Here is a 16,048-nt window from a genome sequence, read left to right as displayed (position 1 = left end):
CCGCTTGGAGCATCCCGGCCTGCGCCGAAGCCGCCGAACGACGCATGCTCAGCAGCGCCGTTCGGCGGCGATTGTCCCTTGCGGACAACGGTTTCAGGAGCGGGTGTAGTGCGCGGCCTCGTCGCCTTCGAGCACGTGGCTGGTCGTGCCGTCGATGCCGACAGGCACGTCGCCGGCCAGGGTGACGCGGTGCAGCAGCCGGGGCAGGTCGCCGTAGTCGTCGGGGGCGTAGTGCTGGGTGCTGCGGTTGTCGAAGAAGATCAGGTCACCGGGCGACCAGCGCCAGCGGGCCACGTTCTCCGGCCGGGTCACGTAGGACTGGAGCAGACGGAGGATGTCGTGCGACTCCGTGGCGTTCAGGCCGACGATGCGCTGAGCGAAGCCGCCGATGAACAGACCGCGCTCCCCCGACTCCGGATGCACCCGCACCACCGGGTGCGCGGTGCGGTACTTGCGGGAGGTGAACACCTTGCGGCGCTCGGCGGCGTGCTCGTTGGCCGGCGGGTCGGCGTAGTCGTAGTCGTTGGTGTGCACCGCCCACAGCTTGTCGGCGAACTCCCGCAGCGGCGTCGGCAGGTCGTTGTACGCGGCGACCGCGTTGGCCACCAACGTGTTCCCGCCGTACGGGGGCACGACCAGGGCCCGCAGCGTGCTTGCCTTGGGCGGCGTGCGCACGAAGGTCACGTCGGTGTGCCAGCGGTTGGCCCGGGTGCCCTCTTCCCCATTCACCGCAAGCACATTCGGCTGCCCTTCGACCGACGGCACGGTCGGGTGCGCGCTGGTGAGCTCGCCGAACAGCGAGGCGAACCGGGTCTGGCCGGCGTCGTCGAGGTTCTGCTCACGGAAGAACAGCACCTTGTGCTCGACCAGGGCGGCGTTGATCTCGGTGACGATCGCCGGCTCGATGCCGGCGGCGATGTCGACGCCGACGATCTCGGCCCCGATCCGGCCGCCGACCCGGCGCACCTCGAATCCGGTTGTCGCGGTCATGGTTGTTCCCTTCGCCAGGACGTGAACTTGCGTTCCAGGGCAACAAGAATCTGGTTGAATCCCACCCCGATGGCCGAGATGGTCACGATGCCCGCGTACATCTGCGGGATCGCGAAGTTGAACTGGGCCGAGTTGACCAGGTAGCCAAGGCCGGCCTTGGCCCCGACCATCTCGGCCGCCACCAGCACCAGGATGGACACCGCGCCGGCCAGCCGGATGCCGGTGAACACGGTCGGCGCGGCCGCCGGCAGGATCACCTTCTGGAACAGGCGGATCGGCGGCAGGTCGAGGGATCGGGCCAGTTTCAGCAGGGTCGGGTCCACGGTGCGGACGGCGCTGATCGTGTTCAGCAGGATCGGCCACACGCAGGCGTAGAGCACGATCGAGATCTTGGAGGTCTCGCCGATCCCCAGCAGCAGCACGAAAACCGGCAGCAGCGCCAGGGCCGCGGTGTTGCGGAACACCTCCAGCAGCGGGCCCAGCAGGTCGGCGACCGGCTTGTACCACCCGATCAGCAGTCCCAGCGGCACGGCCACCGCCACCGCCAGCCCGAACCCGGTCAACGACCGCCCGAGGCTGGCCAGGGTGTTGTCCAGCAGCTGGCCGTCGGCTGCCAGCTGCCACCAGGCGACCGCGACCTCGGAGAACGGTGGCAGGAAAGTGGAATCGACCAGGCCGAGGCGGGGAGCCGCCTCCCAGATCACCAGCAGGCCCAGGATCGCGGCCGATCGAAACACCACCCGCCGCAGGCCCGCCACCCACCGCGCCACCGGCAACGGCCGCCGGTCCGCGACACTGTCCTTGCGCGCCAACCGCTCCGCGACTTCGAGACCGGTCATCTGGCCACCTCCAGACGTTGGGCCCGGGCCACCTCGTCGTGCAGGAGTTCCCAGATCTCGTGGCGGTAGCGGGCGAACTCGGGGCTGGAGCGGAGGTCCCGGACCTCCCGCCGGTTGCCGAGGTCGATGCGGACGCAGCGCTTGACCCGGCCGGGGCGCGAGGTGAGCACGGCGACCTGCTGTCCCAGGTAGACGGCCTCGTCAATGCTGTGGGTGATGAACACGATCGTCTTGCCGGTGCGTTCCCAGATGCGCAGCAGCTCGTCCTGCAAGGACTCCCGGGTCTGGGCGTCGAGGGCGGCGAACGGCTCGTCCATCAGCAGCACCTCGGGGTCGTAGGCGAGGCTGCGGGCGATGGCGACCCGCTGCCGCATGCCGCCGGACAGCTCGTGCGGATGCCGCTGCTCGAAACCGGTGAGCCCGACCAGGTCCAGGAACTCCCGGGCCCGTTCGGTCCGCCGGCGCCGAGGCACCCCGGTCGCCTCCAGGCCGAACTCGACGTTGCCGAGCGCGGTGCGCCACGGCAGCAGGGCGTACTGCTGGAACACGATGCCGCGGTCTAGGCCGGGGCCCTCGATCGGCTTGCCGTGCAACAGAAGTCGGCCGCTGGTCGGCGTGGCCAGGCCGGCGAGCAGGTCCAGCAGCGTGGACTTGCCGCAGCCGCTGGGTCCGACCAGCACCACGAACTCCCCGGCGGCGACGTCCAGGTCGATCCCGGCCAGCGCGGTGAAGTCCCCGAAGTCCTTGGTCACGCCGCGCAGGGTGATCACGGCCCCACCTCGTTGAACTCGTTGGTGTACAACGACGAGACGTCGATCTTGCGGTTGGCCAGCTCTCCCCGTCCGGCCAACCAGTCCAGCCACATCGACAGCTCGTGCTCGGACACCCGGCCGCCCTTGTCGGCCACGCCCCAGGACTTCCAGTACTTCAGCGCGCTGGAGTCCTCGTTGCGCTTGCGCTTCGCCACGATCTGGGTCATGCGGTCCACGACCTGAGCGGACGGCGTGGTGCGGCTCCACTCGATGGCCTTGCCGACACCGGTGACGAAGGCGCGCACGGTGTCGGGGTTCTGCTTGATGAACTTGTCGGTGAACACGTAGGTGCCGGCGGTGAACGGCCCGAGCAGCTCGTAGTCGGTGAACAGCTTGCGGATACCGCCGGCCGCCAACGCCTTGTCCCGCAGGATGCCGCCGAGCACGGCGACGTCGATCTGCTTCTGCCGCAACGACTGTTCGGTGTTGATCGGTGGGATCACCAGCGGTTCGGCCTTCTTCGGGTCGACCCCGTTGCGCTGGAGGTAGATGTCGAGCATGGCCTCGCTGTGCGCGCCGAGCGTGTTCATGCCGATCTTCTTGCCGGCCAGGTCGGCGGCCGACCGGATCGGGCTGTCCTCGAGCACGTAGAAGCCGTTGTAGGCGTACTGGTCCGAGCCGTAGTAGCCGATCACGGCCTTGATCGGCGCGCCGGCGGCGGCCAGCTTGACCACCGCGCCGTTGAACGCGCCGCCGAAGTCGGTCTGTCCGGTGGCCGCGGACTGGATGTCCTGCGGGCCGCTGATGGTGTTGCCGACCCAGTCCAGCCGGACATCGCCGAGGAAGCCCAGGTCGGCGGCGAGCTCCGGCAACGTCACCGCGCCGGCGCTGCCCTGGTAGCGCAGCGTCTTGGTCGAGCTGCCGCTGGCCGTGCCGCAGGCCGTGCTGACGGCGGCCGCCCCGGCCAACGCGAGAAATGCTCTCCGCTTCATGACGGAATCCGTTCGAAACGGCTCGCCGGCCGGCCGAGTCCGTAGTGGCCGCGCAATGTGTCCGCACTGTAACCCGTGCGGAACAAACCGCGCCGACGCAGTTCCGGAATGACGTGGTCGACGAATTCCTCCAGCCCCGACGGCAGCAGCGGCGGCATCACGTTGAATCCGTCGGCGGCCCCGTGTTCGTACCAGTGCTGAATGTGATCGGCGATCTGGACCGGCGTGCCGGCGATCACCTGGTGGCCGCGACCGCCACCGAGCCGGGCGATGAGCTGGCGCAGCGTCAGGTTTTCCCGCTCGACCAGGTCGCGGACCAGCTCGAACCGGCTCTTGGCGCCGTTGATCCGGGTGACCGGGGGGAACGGCGGCAGCGGCTGGTCCAGCGGATGGCCGTCGAGCTCGACGCCGATCAGCTCGGACAGCTGCCGCACCGCGCGGACCGGCACGATCAGCGCGTCCAGCTCGTCGGACAGCCGCCGCGCCTCGGCCTCGGTGGAGCCGAGCACCGGCACGATGCCGGGCAGCACCTTGAGCTCGTCGGGCAGTCGGCCGTGCTGCCCCAGCCGGGACTTGAGGTCCCGGTAGAAGGCCTGGCCGTCGGCGAAGGTCTGCTGCGCGGTGAACACCGCCTCGGCGTGCCGGGCGGCGAAGGCCTTGCCGTCCTCGGACGAGCCGGCCTGCACCAGCAGCGGCCGCCCCTGGGGGCTGCGCACGGCGTTCAGCGGGCCTCTGACCTGGTAGAACCGGCCGCGGTGGTTGATCTCGTGCACCTTGTCGGGGTCGGCGAACACGCCGCTGTCGACGTCCACGACCAGCGCGTCGTCCTCCCAGCTGTCCCACAGCGCGGTGACCACGTCGAGGAACTCGTCGGCCCGCTCGTAGCGTTCGGCGTGCTCGGCGACGCCGTCCCGGTTGAAGTTCTGGGCGGCCCGGTCGCCGGCCGAGGTGACGATGTTCCAGCCGGCGCGGCCGCCGCTGATGTGGTCGAGCGAGGAGAACAGCCGGGCCAGGTTGTACGGCTCGGTGTAGCTGGTCGACGCCGTGGCGATCAGGCCGACATGGCTGGTCGCCGCGGCCATCGCGGTCAGCAGCGTGACCGGCTCGAACTTGCCGGCCGCGGTGTGCTTGACGTCGCCCCAGATCTGCACGCCGTCGGCCAGGAACACCGAGTCGAACGCGCCGTTCTCGGCGATTCTGGCCAGGTTCTGGAAATGTCGGACGTCGTTGACGAGTTCGGGATCGGTTCTCGGGTGTCGCCAGGCCGCTTCGTGGTGGCCGACGCCCATCAGAAATGCGTTGAGGTGCAGCATGGAATGATGATGCGGACCCCGGCTGGAGCCGGTCTACATTGCGTCGGCTGAAAATAAGTCAGCCCACTGCGTGGGACAGCGGGTCGGCGTAGAGCACGCCGAGGGCGACCGCGCCACCGGCCACCGCCAGCACCGAGTCGCCGTCGAAGCTGCTGGGCAGCACCGTGTGCTCCGGGGCCGCGCACAGGTGCGAGCGCTCGGCGATCTCCTCCCGCAGCGCCCGCAGGCACTCCGGGTAGTGGATCACGCTCGCCTCGGTGACGACCAGGACCTCGGGATTGACCACGTCGTAGAGCAGCGCCGCCGCCCGGCCGACCGTCCGCGCCCGCTCCAGGAACGGATCCGCTTGCCCGGCAAGGAGTTCCCGCATCGACACGCCGGCGGTGCGGCGGGCCCATGCCTCGTCGGACACCGTCGCCTCGAAGCAGCCGACATGTCCGCGCCCGCACCGGATACCGGGGTCGCCCACCGGCAGATGGGCCACGTCGCCCGCCGCCGAACGGGGGCCGCGGTGCGTCTCCCCGCCGGTGACGATCGCCGCGTCGACCACGTTGCCCACGAACAGATGCAGCACCGACTCGCTGGCCCGGACCTCCCCGAACAGCTGCTCGGCCCGCACCAGCGCGCGGGCGTGGCTGTCCGCGTGCACGGGCAGACCCGTTGCCCTGGCCAGGATTTCCCGCACCGGCACGTTGCGCCAGCCCAGCGACGCGTGCTCGACGATCACCCCGTTGTCGGTGTCGACCCAGCCGCCGGCGGCCACCCCGATCACCAGCGGCCGCCGGCCGCCCAGGAAGGCCGGCACCGCGTCGACCACCGTCCGCAGGACCGTGGCCGGCGTCAGGTCCTCGTGCGGGATCTCTTGCCGGGCAAGGATATTGCCGCGCAGATCGAGGAGCGACAGCGTGCACTGGGCGTGCGCGATGTGCACCCCGCAGACCGTGTGCCGGGCCGTGTCGATGTCCACCGGCACGTGCGGACGGCCCATTCCGTTGCGGGACACCGGCCCGTCGGTCTCCACCACCAGGCCGCGGTCGGCCAGGCCGGCGCAGTGCCGCGACACGCCGGCCGGGCTCAGGCCGGTCAGCCGGGCGATCGTGCTGCGCGCCACCGGACCGTGCCGGAGCACGGTGCGCAGCACCGTGGCGGGGGCACCGGACATGCCCCCGATGCTCACACCCCCGCCTCCCCCTGCCAACCCCGTACCACGCCATGGGATCGCCCCCGCCCCATGCCAGGAAAGGCCCGATACTGGCGCTGGGCGCAGTGAAAGGCCCTTTCCTGGCGTTGGGCGAGAGGATCGGAGCGTTGATCTTGGGGGTCAGGTCAGGTGGCGCACGATGTCCATGGCGCGGGAGAGGTTGGTGAGTTTGGCGTCGAGGGTGTCGCCGGCGGGGTACATGCGGACGAGGTCGACGCCGGCGTCACGCCACACCCGCAGGCGCTCCCGCACCATGGGCTCGGTGCCGATCAGGGTGGTGGCCAGCACCATGTCGTCGGTGACGAGGGCGGCGGCGCCGTCGCGGTCGCCGGCCTGCCAGCGTTCCCGCACCTCGGCGGCGACCTCGGCCCAGCCCTGCCGGCTGTAGGCGTTGTTGTAGAAGTTGGTGCTGGCCGAGCCCATGCCGCCGAGGCTGAACGCCAGCTCCTTCTTACGCCCGGCGACCATCGCCCGCAGGGCGTCCTCGTCCTCGGCGAACGAGACCTCGGCCCCCTGGCAGACGTCCAGATCGGCCCGGGTGCGGCCGGAGCGGGCCAGGCCGGCGTCCAGGTGGGTGAAGTAGGCGGACGAGCCCTCGGGCACGAAACTGGTGCCGAGCCAGCCGTCGGCGATCTCGCCGGTCAGCTCCAGCATCTTCGGCGACAGCGTGGCCAGGTAGATCGGGATGTCCGGGTTGGGCGGCAGGGACAGGCGCATCGGACGGATGCCCTCGCCGGCCGTCGGCACGGTGAAGTGCTTACCGCTGAAGGAGATCTTCTCGCCGGCGAAGGCGGACCGGATGATCTGCACGGTCTCCCGCATGCGGCTGAGCGGCCGGTCGAACGGCACGCCGTGCAGGCCCTCGATCACCTGCGGCCCGGACGCGCCGAGGCCGAGCGCGAACCGGCCGTCGGACAGCTGGGCCAGGGTCAGCGCGGCCTGCGCGATGGCGACCGGGGTGCGGGTGCCGAGCTGGATGATGCCGGAGCCCAGCCGGATCCGCTCGGTGCGGGCGGCCAGGTAGCCCAGCACGGACGGCGCGTCCGAGCCCCAGGCCTCGGCCACCCAGCAGGTGTCCATGCCGAGCTTTTCCGCCTCCAGCACCAGATCCAGCGTGGTGGACCAGTCGGCCGAGGCCTCGATCGTCGTCGCGGTGCGCATCACGGCTGCTCCACCCGCTGCTTGATCTGCGCGAGGGTGCCCTTGATGGCGTTCTCGAACTCGCGCAGCCGGACGAAGACGATCTTCTGTTCCTTGTCCGGCATGCGGTCGATGGCGTGGGACAGCCCGGACCGCGCCGGCCCCATCTGCATCCACTGGGTCAGTTCGGTGCCGCCGTCGCGCGCCCGCAGCGTGAACCGCCACCGCGCCGTCGGGTTCTCCGGGTCCTGCACCGCCCAACCGAACACGCGCAGCGGCTCGAACTCGACGATCTGCGACTGGGTCGACCACTCCCCCAGCGCCTCGTGCTTGCTCGCGCCGACGAAGCGCGCGCCCAGCGCCGGGCCGGTCGCGCCGTCACACCACGTGACCGACTGGAGCTCGCTGCTCATCTCCGGCATCAGCGCCACGTCGGAGACCACCGCCCACACGCGCTCGGGTGGCCCGTCGATCCAGGTCTGCGCCTGCACCGTCGGCTTGTCCGCGTACCTGGCCCCGGTCCACTCCATGCCGGCATGGTCTCTTAGATAGACTCAGCATGTCAATGGGCCTCTTGACCCTCGAAACGGGCCACGACGTCGGGCCGCGTGGCCAGCTTCGGCGGGTAGCCGGGGCCCATCCGGTGCCGCACCTCGTCGACGGACAGGGGCTCCCGGCAGTGCGCGCAGACGACCTCGGCCCGGGTGTCGTGCCCGCAGGCCTCGTGATGCAGCGTGATCGGCGGCCCGGCCTCGTCGGCCAGCCAGCGGTCGCCCCACGTCATCATGGCGGCCAGCACCGGCCAGAAATCGCGCCCCTTCTCGGTCAGCACGTAGTCGTGGCGCACCGGATCGCTCTGGTACGGCACCTTGGTCAGCAGACCCTCGTCGACCAGCCGGCGCAGCCGGTCGACGAGGGTGTTGCGGGCGATGCCCAGCGCCTGCTGGAACTCGTCGAAGCGGCGGATGCCGTAGAACGACTCGCGCAGCACCAGCGGCGTCCACCAGTCGCCGAGCAGGTCCATGGTGCGGGCCACCGAGCACGGCCAGTGCGCGAACGAGGTCCTTCTCATGGCCCCATGCTAGTCGGTCCAGCAATGAGACCCAGCAGCTGAGAGCCGGTCGCTAGGCCAGGGTCCGGCAGATGTCCTCGCTCTCGCCCTGCCGGACCGTGTACTCCCGTGACTTGTCGGCGTGCACGACGAGCACGAAGTAGCCGTGCGTGACGTAGTCGCCGGCCACGCCGGTGCCGGGGTAGATGGGGGCGACGCTGTTGCCCCACAGGGAGAACACCCGGCTGCCGTCCTCCTGGTGCAGCAGCCGGGTGAAGCCGGTGACGTCCCGGTCGATGGCCTTTCCGTTGGCCTCGTTGTGGAATCGGATGCCGAGCGGGCCGGTGAACTCCTCGATCCTCGGCGAACCGTCCGGATAGGACGCGGTCACCCTGGTGTACTCGCGGTCGTACAGGATGTCGCCCTTGAGCCCGAACGGGCAGAGCGCGCCCGCCGGGAACTCGAACGGATCCGTGTGCGTCGGCCGCCAGCCTCCGCCGTCCGAGGCGCTCGCCGCGGACGCGGACGCGGCCAACAGGACGCCGGCCGCCGCGGCGGCGCAGCACATGGTCAGCTTGCGCATGTGGATGGTCCTCCCCTGTTTCCCTTGCTGGAGAACACATCCTGATCGCGGTTGGCCTCCACGCGCCACGATTAGGCGATGGCCTAATCCTCAGCTGTGCTCGATCAGCAGCCGGCTGCCCAGTGCCGTGCGCTCGTACAGCACGGTCCGGCCGGCGCGGCGGGCGCGGACCAGGTTGCTGCGCTTGAGCACGGCCAGGTGCTCGCTGACCGTCGGCGCGGTGACGCCGAGCGTCTCGGCCAACTGCTTGGTGGAGCGGGGAAGTTCGAGCAGCACCAGCAGCGCGGCCCGGCTGTGGCCGACCAGGCCGGCAAGCGGCGTGATCTTGGCCGGCGGTGGCTCCGTGCCCCAGACGGCGCCGACCCCGCGGGCCGGATAGGCGATGGCCGGCTGGTAGTCGTCGGTGTCGAAGACGGCGATCTTGGGCCAGATGAACACGCTGGGGATGAGCAGCACGCCGGCCCCGGCGGCGGCGAAACTCGCGGCGTGGGCGGACATGTGCAGCCGCAGCCGGTCGTCGGCGTACTCGATCTGCGGGTGGAGTTCGGCGAACAGCCGGTCCAGGCCGCCGGCGGTCAGCGCGGCCGACCGGTGCGCGAGGTCGGCGTCGTGCAGGGCGCGGATCCGGGGCCAGAACGGCTCGATCGCCGCCTCCCAGTACCGGGTGTAGACGTCGGCGAGCTCGCCCAGATGCCGGGTCGGGTCGTCGTACAGGGGCCGCAGCCGCGCCGCCAGGTTGCCGTCGGGCCAGCACAGATCCAGTTCCCGCCGCACCTCGGCCGGGTCGGTGGCGCGCATCCGCGCCACCTCGTCGGCGAAGGTCGCGTCGGCGCCCTTCGGCGGCGGCACCAGGAATCCCGGGTAGTAGTTGCCGCGGGCGGTGAGCGCGTCGAGCAGGCTCAGGTCGAGGCGGGCCAGGCGGGGCTTCACCGCCGCCAGCCACGGCCCGTGCAGTGCGGCGCCCTTGCGCCCGGCCAGCACCGCCAGGCTGAACGTGACCTCTTCCAGCGGCGACCGCGCGAACCGCACCCGCGCCAGATCCCGCCCCGTCAACCCCACTTCGATCACGCCCACCACCCCCGCGAGTCCCGCCCAGCGTCACCCCGAATGCATGAATCAGTTTCATACATTCGGTGTGGCGGAGAGCGGGACTCGCGAGAAGTCAGGGCTTAGGGTGGGGGCGTGGTGGGAGAGGAGCTGGTTGAGGGGTGGTGGATCGATTCCGCGGCCCTGCCGTTGCCGTATCCGGCCGTCGATCTGCTGGTGTTCGCCGACGGCAGGGTGTGGCTGGCCGGGCCGGAGGTGACGGTCCGGTCGGGGCCGCTGCCGCCCGGCGGGCTGGTCGGCCTGCGGCTGCGGCCCGGGGCGTGCCTGTCGCTCGGCGTGGCGGCGGACGAGGTTCCGTTGGCGGGTATGCCTTTCGGCCAGGTGGAGCCGGGTTCCCCGCGCGAGCGGCTGTCATCGGCGTTGGCGATGCTGGGCCGGTTCTCCTTGCGTGACAACGACTTCGCCGTGCATCGGGCCATTCGGACGCTGCACGACGAGCCCGCCACCCGGGTCGGTGACCTGGCGGCGGCGGTCGGGTTGTCGCAACGGCAGCTACGTCGGCGGTTCTCCCTGGCGGTTGGCTTGCGCCCCAAGGCTTACGGGCGGGTGATACGGCTGCACGCGGCGTTGCGGATGGCCGGATCGGCGTCATGGGCGGACATCGCCCACGAGTGCGGCTTCTACGACCAGCCGCACATGATCGCCGAGTTCCGGGCCGCGACCGGCCTGGCCCCGGCCGCGCTACACGGCCGTTTTCTCCAATCCCGGGCCGGCTGACCCGGGCAGGATCGCCGCCATGTTCGTGAGAAGCCATGCCCTGGCCGACGAGGTGCTCACCACGCACGAGGTGTTCTCGTCGGACGAGATCCGCCACAGCGCGGGCGAGGTCCCACACCGCGACAATCCCGTGCTGCACAGCATGTCCGCGATGGATCCGCCTCGGCATCACGAGCTGCGGCGCATGGTCAGCCGCGCCTTCACGCCGCGGACCGTGGAGACCCTGACCGCGGCCATCGAGGCCTGCACGGACCGGCTGCTCGACCGCCTGACGCCGTCCTCCGACTTCATCGCCGAGTTCGCCTATCCGCTGCCGATCGAGACCCTGGCCGCGCTGCTGGGCGTGTCGAGTGCGAGCAAGGCCGCCTTCATTCGCTGGACCGACGCCATCACCTCGTTCTTCGGCCAGCCCGATGCCCGGCCGGCCTTCACCGGGGCCGTGGCCGAACTCCGCGCCTACCTGGCCGAGGTCCCGGCCTCCGAGGGCATCGTCGCCGCCCTGCGGGAGAGCGGGCTGACCGCCGACGAGATCGTGAACCTGGCCTCGCTGCTGCTGATCAACGGCCACGAGACGACGAAGACGCTGCTGGTCAACGCCGTGCTGTGCCTGGCGGAGCACCCGTCACAGCTGGCCGCGCTGCGGGCCGAACCCGAGCTGGTGCCGTCGGCGATCGAGGAGGTGCTGCGGTTGCGCCCGCCGGCCGGCGGCACTGACCGGTTCAGCACACGGGCCGGCGCCCTCGGCGGCCGGCCCTTCGGCGCCGGGCAGCGGATCATCGTCTCCATCGCCGCCGCCAACCGCGATCCCGCCGTCTTTCCCGACCCGGACACGTTCGACGTGCGGCGCTCGCCCAACCCGCACCTGTCGTTCGGGCACGGCATCCACTTCTGCCTCGGCGCGCACCTGGCCCGCCGCCAGGCCGCCGTCGCGTTGCGGGCCATGCTGGCCCGGCTGCCCGGTCCCTGGTCGGTCGGCGGCCTGGTCACCCGGGACAGTCCGGTCGGGACGGACGTGCTGGCGCTGCGCCTGGTGTGGTCCGCTGAGCGGGAGTCACCACGGCCCACCTAGGATCAAGCCCATGGCCCGGTACTTCGATGTGCATCCGGCGAACCCGCAGCGGCGCTCCATCGGGCAGGTGATCGACATCCTGCGCGAGGACGGGCTGATCGCCTATCCCACGGACTCCTGCTTCGCGCTGGGCTGCCAGCTCGGCAACCGGGACGGCCTCGACCGGATCCGCTCCATCCGGCACCTCGACGACCGGCACCACTTCACCCTGGTGTGCCGGGACTTCGCCCAGCTCGGGCAGTTGGTGATCGTGGACAACGCGGTGTTCCGGGCGATCAAGGCCAGCACCCCCGGCAGCTACACGTTCATCCTGCCGGCGACCAAGGAGGTGCCGCGGCGCCTCATGCACCCCAAGAAGAAGACCGTCGGCGTGCGCATCCCCGACCACGTGGTGGCCCAGGCCCTGCTGGCCGAGCTGGGCGAGCCGCTGGTGTCCAGCACCCTCCTGCTGCCCGACCAGGAGGAGCCCATGACCCAGGGCTGGGAGATCAAGGAGCGCCTCGACCACGTGGTCGACGCGGTCATCGACTCCGGCGAGTGCGGCACCGAGCCGACCACCGTGATCGACTTCTCCGACGGCGCGCCCGAGATCGTCCGCTACGGCGCCGGCGACCCCACCCGCTTCGAGTAGACCTCGCGAAGCCCGTCCCGGACCGCCACCACGCCCGGCCTTCGTTGCGTGCCTTCACGGGCGCACGTGTAGATCCGGCGATGGCCGAGTTCGAGGCCGGACGGCGGGCGGTCGGCCCAGACCAGGTCGGGCAGGATGGCCACGGCGTGGCCGGTCTCGACCATGCGGATGTGCGCCACGATGTCGGTGGAGTGGAAGGCCACGTCCGGCTCGAATCCCTGCTCCCGGCACAGGGCCCGAGCCCAGCGGCCGCTCTCGGTGTCGGCCGGTTCGAGGATCCAGCGCCGGTCGGCCAGCCGGGCCAGGCTGCGGCCGGGTGAACCGCGCGGTACAGCCAGCCGCATGGCGTCGACGCCGAGGTCGACCCGGTCCGTGCCGGCCGGCCTTGGCAGCGGATGGCCCGGATACTCCTCGGCCAGCACGAGATCGCAGCCGCCGGCGGTGAGCACGGACAGCGCCACATCGGGCTCCAACTGGACGGCGTCGAGGCGTAGCCCGGGCGCGTGTTGCGCCAGCAAGTCCAGCAGTGGCGGCATCAGCGTGAGCATCGCGGTCTGGAACGCGGCGACCCGGACGACGCCGCCGGCCGTGGTCAGCGAGGCCTCGATCTCGGCCTCGGCCTGCTCCAGGCGATCGAGCACGGCCTCGGCGTGGCCGACGAGGATCAGCGCCTGCGGAGTCAGCCGCACGCCACGGCCGACCCGTTCGAGCAGCGGCGCGCCGGCCTCTTTCTCCAGCAGCGCCAGCTGTTGCGACACGGCCGAGCTGCTGTAGCCGAGCGCGGTGGCGACGGCGGCGAGGGTGCCGCGGGTGTGCAGCTCCTTGAGCAGGCGCAGCCGGTGCAGGTCGAACACGGAGGCAATGATAAGGTAAACTGAACGATATACGCCAGAAACGCGCGCTTTCCCTTCATGGTCACGGCCCGGCACACTGGTCCCATGACCGTCTACCGTCGCCCCGAGGCCCGGCGCTGGCGCTGCTCCCCGGCCCCGGACCAGCCGTGGGACTTCCACCGCCTGCTCCCCGGCTACGCCCCGACGCCGCTGATCGACGTGCCGAAGCTCGCGGCCGAGTTCGGGGTGGGCCGAGTGCTGGTCAAGGACGAGTCGACGCGGCTCGGGCTGCCGGCGTTCAAGGTGCTCGGCGCGTCGTGGGGCGTCCGGCAGGCGCTGGTCGGCTTCGACCCGGACGGCCCCGTCACGCTCGACGGCCTGCGGTCGCTGGTCGCCGGGCGCGGGATCCGGCTGGTCACCGCCACCGACGGCAACCACGGCCGGGCCATCGCCCACTTCGCCCGGCTGCTCAGGGTGTCGGCCACCGTGTTCGTGCCGACGCACGTCGCCCCGCATGCCGTGGACGCCATTCGCGCCGAGGGGGCCGAGGTCGTTCGTGTCGACGGCACGTACGACGAGGCCTGTCGCGAAGCCGCCGCCGCGGACGGAGTTCTGGTGCAGGACACGGCTTGGGACGGCTACGAAGCCATCCCGGCGGCGATCGTCGACGGTTATTCGACGCTGTTCCGGGAGATCACCGAGCAGCCGTCGCTGGTCGCGGTGCCGATGGGCGTCGGATCCTTTGCCCAGGCGGCGGTTCGGCACTACCGCAGCACTCCCGGCGAGGTTTCCCTGCTGGGCGTGGAGCCTTCGGCCGCACCGTGTGTGCTGTCCAGTTTGGACGCCGGCCGGCTGGTCACCGTCGACACCACGGACACCGTGATGGCCGGCCTGAACTGCGGCACCCCGTCCAGCACGGCTTTCCCTGACCTGCTGGCTGGTCTCGACACCGCCGTGGCCGTCTCCGACGAGGAAACCCGGCAGGCGGTCGCCGATCTCGGCGAGCTCGGTGTGAACGCCGGTCCGTCCGGGGCCGCCACCCTGGCCGGCGTCCGGGCCGCCCGGCACGTCCTGGACGTTCCGGTCGACGGCGTCATTGTGTTGGTGTGCACGGAAGGTCGTCACCGGTGACGGTCGAGGAGCTGCTGAAGCAGTTGGTGGACATCGACTCCGTCAATCCGTCGTTGGCGCCGGGAGCGGCCGGCGAACGCGAGATCGCCGATTTCGTCGCCTCGTGGGCCATTCAGGCCGGGCTGGCCGTCGAGGTGCTGGAGGCGACTCCCAGTCGCCCCAACGTGATCGTCCGGACCACGCGGGGCGGTCCCGGTCGTCGGCTCATGCTGTGCGGGCACCTGGACACCGTCGGTCTCGGACAGTCGATCGCCAAGTCCCAAGTGGACGGTGACCGCTTGTACGGGCGCGGCTCGTATGACATGAAGGCCGGCCTCGCCGCCGCGCTGATCGCCTGCCGTGACGCCAATGTGGACTCGCTGGCCGGCGAGGTTGTCGTCGCCTGCGTCGCCGACGAGGAGCACGCCAGCCTCGGCGTGCAGGAGGTCCTGTCGGTGCTCACCGCCGACGCCGCCATCGTCTGCGAGCCCACCGAGTCCACGGTTGCCGTGGCGCACAAGGGTTTCGTCTGGACCGAGATCGAGGTCGTCGGCCGGGCCGCGCACGGCTCCCGCCCCGAGCTCGGCGTCGACGCCATCATGCGCACCGGCCCCGTTCTCGTCGCCCTCGACCGGCTGGGGATCGCCCTCCGCCAGCACGAACACCCTCGCCTCGGGCCCGGCGCCCTGCACGCCTCGCTGATCAATGGCGGCCGGGAGGAGTCCACGGTGCCCGACCGCTGCGTCCTCACCATCGAACGCCGCACCCTGCCCGGGGAGTCCGTGGCCGACGTCGAGCGGGACATCCAGGATCTCCTGGCCTCCTGCCAGGCCGACGACCCCGCTCTTGTCGCCTCCCACCGCACCACCCTCGCGCGCGAGCCGTTCGAGACCATCGCCGACAGCGAGATCGTGACGCTGCTGGCCGACGTCAGCGGGGCGGAGATCACCGGCGTCAGCTACTGGGCCGACTCGGCCTTCATCTCCGCCGCCGGCATCCCCACCGTCCTGTTCGGACCTTCGGGGGACGGCGCGCACGCCGACGTCGAATGGGTCAGCCTCGCCGACACCGCCCGCTGCGCCGAGACCCTCACCGCCACCGCCCTGCGCTTCTGCCACTGACAGCAAGGATTTCGGCCTGCGCCGAAACACCTGGCACCACGACCTCGGCTGGGTCACCGTTGGCTGCACGAGCCACAACCACCGAGGGAGAGCGATGAACACCAAGCGAAGACTGCTGCCGGCCGCCGCCGTGGTAGCGGCACTGGGTATGAGCCTGCTGACCGGTGGCGCGGCCAATGCGGTCGCATCGCAGTCGCTGTCCCCGCAGAGCGTGTGGGCGACGGCGCCGTGCAACGGCGACAAGGAGCCGATCACGGACAACTTCGGAAATCATGGGACGATGCTCTGCTGGTCGCACTCCCTGGAGATCAACTTCGGCGGCGGCAACATCGAGAACGTCGTGATCGGGGTCCTCGGCAGCGACCGCCCCATCTACGCCGATGGCGGCAGCGGATGGCATCACGTCGGCAACGGCTACGCCGAGACCAACGGCGTCGACTCCCCTGGTGACATCGGCCTGTTCCTGACCAACGGCAACGTGGTCCATGTGCGCGGCACGGACGACGACTGGTACTACGCCATCGCCTACCCGGACAGCTCCTGGTCCGACTGGCACCGGGGCTGGTGAGCCCCGGCTCGGCCGGCCGGGGAGACCCGGC

18 protein-coding genes are annotated in these 16,048 nt (G+C 70.9%); 6 read left to right on the top strand and 12 right to left on the bottom strand.

Annotated features, from left to right (window positions below):
- Positions 1–93: 93 nt before the first annotated feature.
- From ACIG5F_RS25480 to ACIG5F_RS25430, 11 genes are all read right to left on the bottom strand, one after another.
- Positions 94–990 (bottom strand): TauD/TfdA dioxygenase family protein, encoded by an 897-nt coding sequence (locus ACIG5F_RS25480; protein WP_396521479.1) that lies wholly within the window; start codon positions 988–990, stop codon positions 94–96.
- Positions 987–1,829, bottom strand: a complete 843-nt coding sequence (locus ACIG5F_RS25475; RefSeq protein WP_396521477.1) for an ABC transporter permease — start codon at positions 1,827–1,829, stop codon at positions 987–989. The genes ACIG5F_RS25480 and ACIG5F_RS25475 overlap by 4 nt, the downstream gene beginning before the upstream one ends.
- Positions 1,826–2,599, bottom strand: coding sequence for an ABC transporter ATP-binding protein (locus ACIG5F_RS25470; RefSeq protein ID WP_396521475.1), 774 nt, complete (start codon positions 2,597–2,599; stop codon positions 1,826–1,828). Before ACIG5F_RS25470 ends, ACIG5F_RS25475 begins: the two co-directional genes overlap by 4 nt.
- Positions 2,596–3,573 (bottom strand): ABC transporter substrate-binding protein, encoded by a 978-nt coding sequence (locus ACIG5F_RS25465; RefSeq protein ID WP_396521473.1) that lies wholly within the window; start codon positions 3,571–3,573, stop codon positions 2,596–2,598. The genes ACIG5F_RS25470 and ACIG5F_RS25465 overlap by 4 nt, the downstream gene beginning before the upstream one ends.
- A complete protein-coding gene (locus ACIG5F_RS25460; protein ID WP_396521471.1) occupies positions 3,570–4,886 on the bottom strand; it encodes an LLM class flavin-dependent oxidoreductase in 1,317 nt (438 codons plus the stop codon). Before ACIG5F_RS25460 ends, ACIG5F_RS25465 begins: the two co-directional genes overlap by 4 nt.
- A 58-nt stretch (positions 4,887–4,944) precedes the next feature.
- Positions 4,945–6,048, bottom strand: coding sequence for an ROK family protein (locus tag ACIG5F_RS25455; RefSeq protein ID WP_396521469.1), 1,104 nt, complete (start codon positions 6,046–6,048; stop codon positions 4,945–4,947).
- 159 nt (positions 6,049–6,207) lie between these two features.
- A complete protein-coding gene (locus tag ACIG5F_RS25450; RefSeq protein WP_396521467.1) occupies positions 6,208–7,248 on the bottom strand; it encodes an LLM class flavin-dependent oxidoreductase in 1,041 nt (346 codons plus the stop codon).
- Positions 7,248–7,757 (bottom strand): SRPBCC family protein, encoded by a 510-nt coding sequence (locus ACIG5F_RS25445; protein WP_396521466.1) that lies wholly within the window; start codon positions 7,755–7,757, stop codon positions 7,248–7,250. The genes ACIG5F_RS25450 and ACIG5F_RS25445 overlap by 1 nt, the downstream gene beginning before the upstream one ends.
- Before the next feature lie 32 nt (positions 7,758–7,789).
- Positions 7,790–8,299 carry a winged helix-turn-helix transcriptional regulator gene (locus tag ACIG5F_RS25440; RefSeq protein ID WP_396521464.1) on the bottom strand — a complete coding sequence of 170 codons (510 nt, stop codon included), beginning with the start codon at positions 8,297–8,299 and terminating at the stop codon, positions 7,790–7,792.
- A gap of 52 nt (positions 8,300–8,351) precedes the next feature.
- Positions 8,352–8,861, bottom strand: a complete 510-nt coding sequence (locus tag ACIG5F_RS25435) for a hypothetical protein (protein ID WP_396521462.1) — start codon at positions 8,859–8,861, stop codon at positions 8,352–8,354.
- A 90-nt stretch (positions 8,862–8,951) separates the two neighbouring features.
- Positions 8,952–9,929 carry a DUF5937 family protein gene (locus ACIG5F_RS25430; RefSeq protein WP_396521460.1) on the bottom strand — a complete coding sequence of 326 codons (978 nt, stop codon included), beginning with the start codon at positions 9,927–9,929 and terminating at the stop codon, positions 8,952–8,954.
- Positions 9,930–10,043: 114 nt separating this feature from the next.
- On the opposite strand from ACIG5F_RS25430, the gene ACIG5F_RS25425 reads away from it, so the two are divergent.
- Genes ACIG5F_RS25425 through ACIG5F_RS25415 form a run of 3 tightly spaced genes read left to right on the top strand, consistent with a single transcriptional unit; the run spans position 10,044 to position 12,385 of the window.
- Positions 10,044–10,685 carry a helix-turn-helix transcriptional regulator gene (locus ACIG5F_RS25425; protein WP_396521458.1) on the top strand — a complete coding sequence of 214 codons (642 nt, stop codon included), beginning with the start codon at positions 10,044–10,046 and terminating at the stop codon, positions 10,683–10,685.
- 19 nt (positions 10,686–10,704) lie between these two features.
- A complete protein-coding gene (locus tag ACIG5F_RS25420) occupies positions 10,705–11,754 on the top strand; it encodes a cytochrome P450 (RefSeq protein WP_396521456.1) in 1,050 nt (349 codons plus the stop codon).
- Positions 11,755–11,764: 10 nt separating this feature from the next.
- A complete protein-coding gene (locus ACIG5F_RS25415; RefSeq protein ID WP_396521454.1) occupies positions 11,765–12,385 on the top strand; it encodes an L-threonylcarbamoyladenylate synthase in 621 nt (206 codons plus the stop codon).
- Here the strand turns inward: ACIG5F_RS25415 and ACIG5F_RS25410 are convergent.
- Positions 12,352–13,239 (bottom strand): LysR family transcriptional regulator, encoded by an 888-nt coding sequence (locus ACIG5F_RS25410; RefSeq protein WP_396521452.1) that lies wholly within the window; start codon positions 13,237–13,239, stop codon positions 12,352–12,354. The two genes, ACIG5F_RS25415 and ACIG5F_RS25410, sit on opposite strands and share 34 nt — an antisense overlap.
- 84 nt (positions 13,240–13,323) lie before the next feature.
- Between ACIG5F_RS25410 and ACIG5F_RS25405 the strand changes: the two genes are divergently transcribed.
- The 3 genes from ACIG5F_RS25405 (at position 13,324) to ACIG5F_RS25395 (ending at position 16,017) form a co-directional block, all read left to right on the top strand.
- Positions 13,324–14,349, top strand: coding sequence for a pyridoxal-phosphate dependent enzyme (locus tag ACIG5F_RS25405; RefSeq protein WP_396521450.1), 1,026 nt, complete (start codon positions 13,324–13,326; stop codon positions 14,347–14,349).
- On the top strand, positions 14,346–15,449 hold the full coding sequence (locus tag ACIG5F_RS25400; RefSeq protein ID WP_396521448.1) for a M20/M25/M40 family metallo-hydrolase: 1,104 nt from the start codon (positions 14,346–14,348) through the stop codon (positions 15,447–15,449). The genes ACIG5F_RS25405 and ACIG5F_RS25400 overlap by 4 nt, the downstream gene beginning before the upstream one ends.
- 94 nt (positions 15,450–15,543) lie before the next feature.
- On the top strand, positions 15,544–16,017 hold the full coding sequence (locus tag ACIG5F_RS25395; protein ID WP_396521446.1) for a hypothetical protein: 474 nt from the start codon (positions 15,544–15,546) through the stop codon (positions 16,015–16,017).
- Positions 16,018–16,048 lie beyond the last annotated feature (31 nt).

Origin of the sequence: Kutzneria sp. NPDC052558 (assembly GCF_044547355.1) — a bacterium.
Classification (GTDB): domain Bacteria; phylum Actinomycetota; class Actinomycetes; order Mycobacteriales; family Pseudonocardiaceae; genus Kutzneria.
This window is presented reverse-complemented; position numbering and strand designations above follow the sequence as displayed.

What these genes read in the sequence shown, in the direction of transcription:
- ACIG5F_RS25465 (WP_396521473.1), bottom strand. Translation starts at nt 3,573, where the DNA reads ATGAAGCGGAGAGCATTTCTCGCGTTGGCCGGGGCGGCCGCCGTCAGC.
- ACIG5F_RS25420 (WP_396521456.1), top strand. Translation starts at nt 10,705, where the DNA reads ATGTTCGTGAGAAGCCATGCCCTGGCCGACGAGGTGCTCACCACGCAC.
- ACIG5F_RS25395 (WP_396521446.1), top strand. Translation starts at nt 15,544, where the DNA reads ATGAACACCAAGCGAAGACTGCTGCCGGCCGCCGCCGTGGTAGCGGCA.
- ACIG5F_RS25435 (WP_396521462.1), bottom strand. Translation starts at nt 8,861, where the DNA reads ATGCGCAAGCTGACCATGTGCTGCGCCGCCGCGGCGGCCGGCGTCCTG.
- ACIG5F_RS25475 (WP_396521477.1), bottom strand. Translation starts at nt 1,829, where the DNA reads ATGACCGGTCTCGAAGTCGCGGAGCGGTTGGCGCGCAAGGACAGTGTC.
- ACIG5F_RS25480 (WP_396521479.1), bottom strand. Translation starts at nt 990, where the DNA reads ATGACCGCGACAACCGGATTCGAGGTGCGCCGGGTCGGCGGCCGGATC.
- ACIG5F_RS25450 (WP_396521467.1), bottom strand. Translation starts at nt 7,248, where the DNA reads ATGCGCACCGCGACGACGATCGAGGCCTCGGCCGACTGGTCCACCACG.
- ACIG5F_RS25440 (WP_396521464.1), bottom strand. Translation starts at nt 8,299, where the DNA reads ATGAGAAGGACCTCGTTCGCGCACTGGCCGTGCTCGGTGGCCCGCACC.
- ACIG5F_RS25455 (WP_396521469.1), bottom strand. Translation starts at nt 6,048, where the DNA reads ATGTCCGGTGCCCCCGCCACGGTGCTGCGCACCGTGCTCCGGCACGGT.
- ACIG5F_RS25415 (WP_396521454.1), top strand. Translation starts at nt 11,765, where the DNA reads ATGGCCCGGTACTTCGATGTGCATCCGGCGAACCCGCAGCGGCGCTCC.
- ACIG5F_RS25445 (WP_396521466.1), bottom strand. Translation starts at nt 7,757, where the DNA reads ATGGAGTGGACCGGGGCCAGGTACGCGGACAAGCCGACGGTGCAGGCG.
- ACIG5F_RS25405 (WP_396521450.1), top strand. Translation starts at nt 13,324, where the DNA reads ATGACCGTCTACCGTCGCCCCGAGGCCCGGCGCTGGCGCTGCTCCCCG.
- ACIG5F_RS25460 (WP_396521471.1), bottom strand. Translation starts at nt 4,886, where the DNA reads ATGCTGCACCTCAACGCATTTCTGATGGGCGTCGGCCACCACGAAGCG.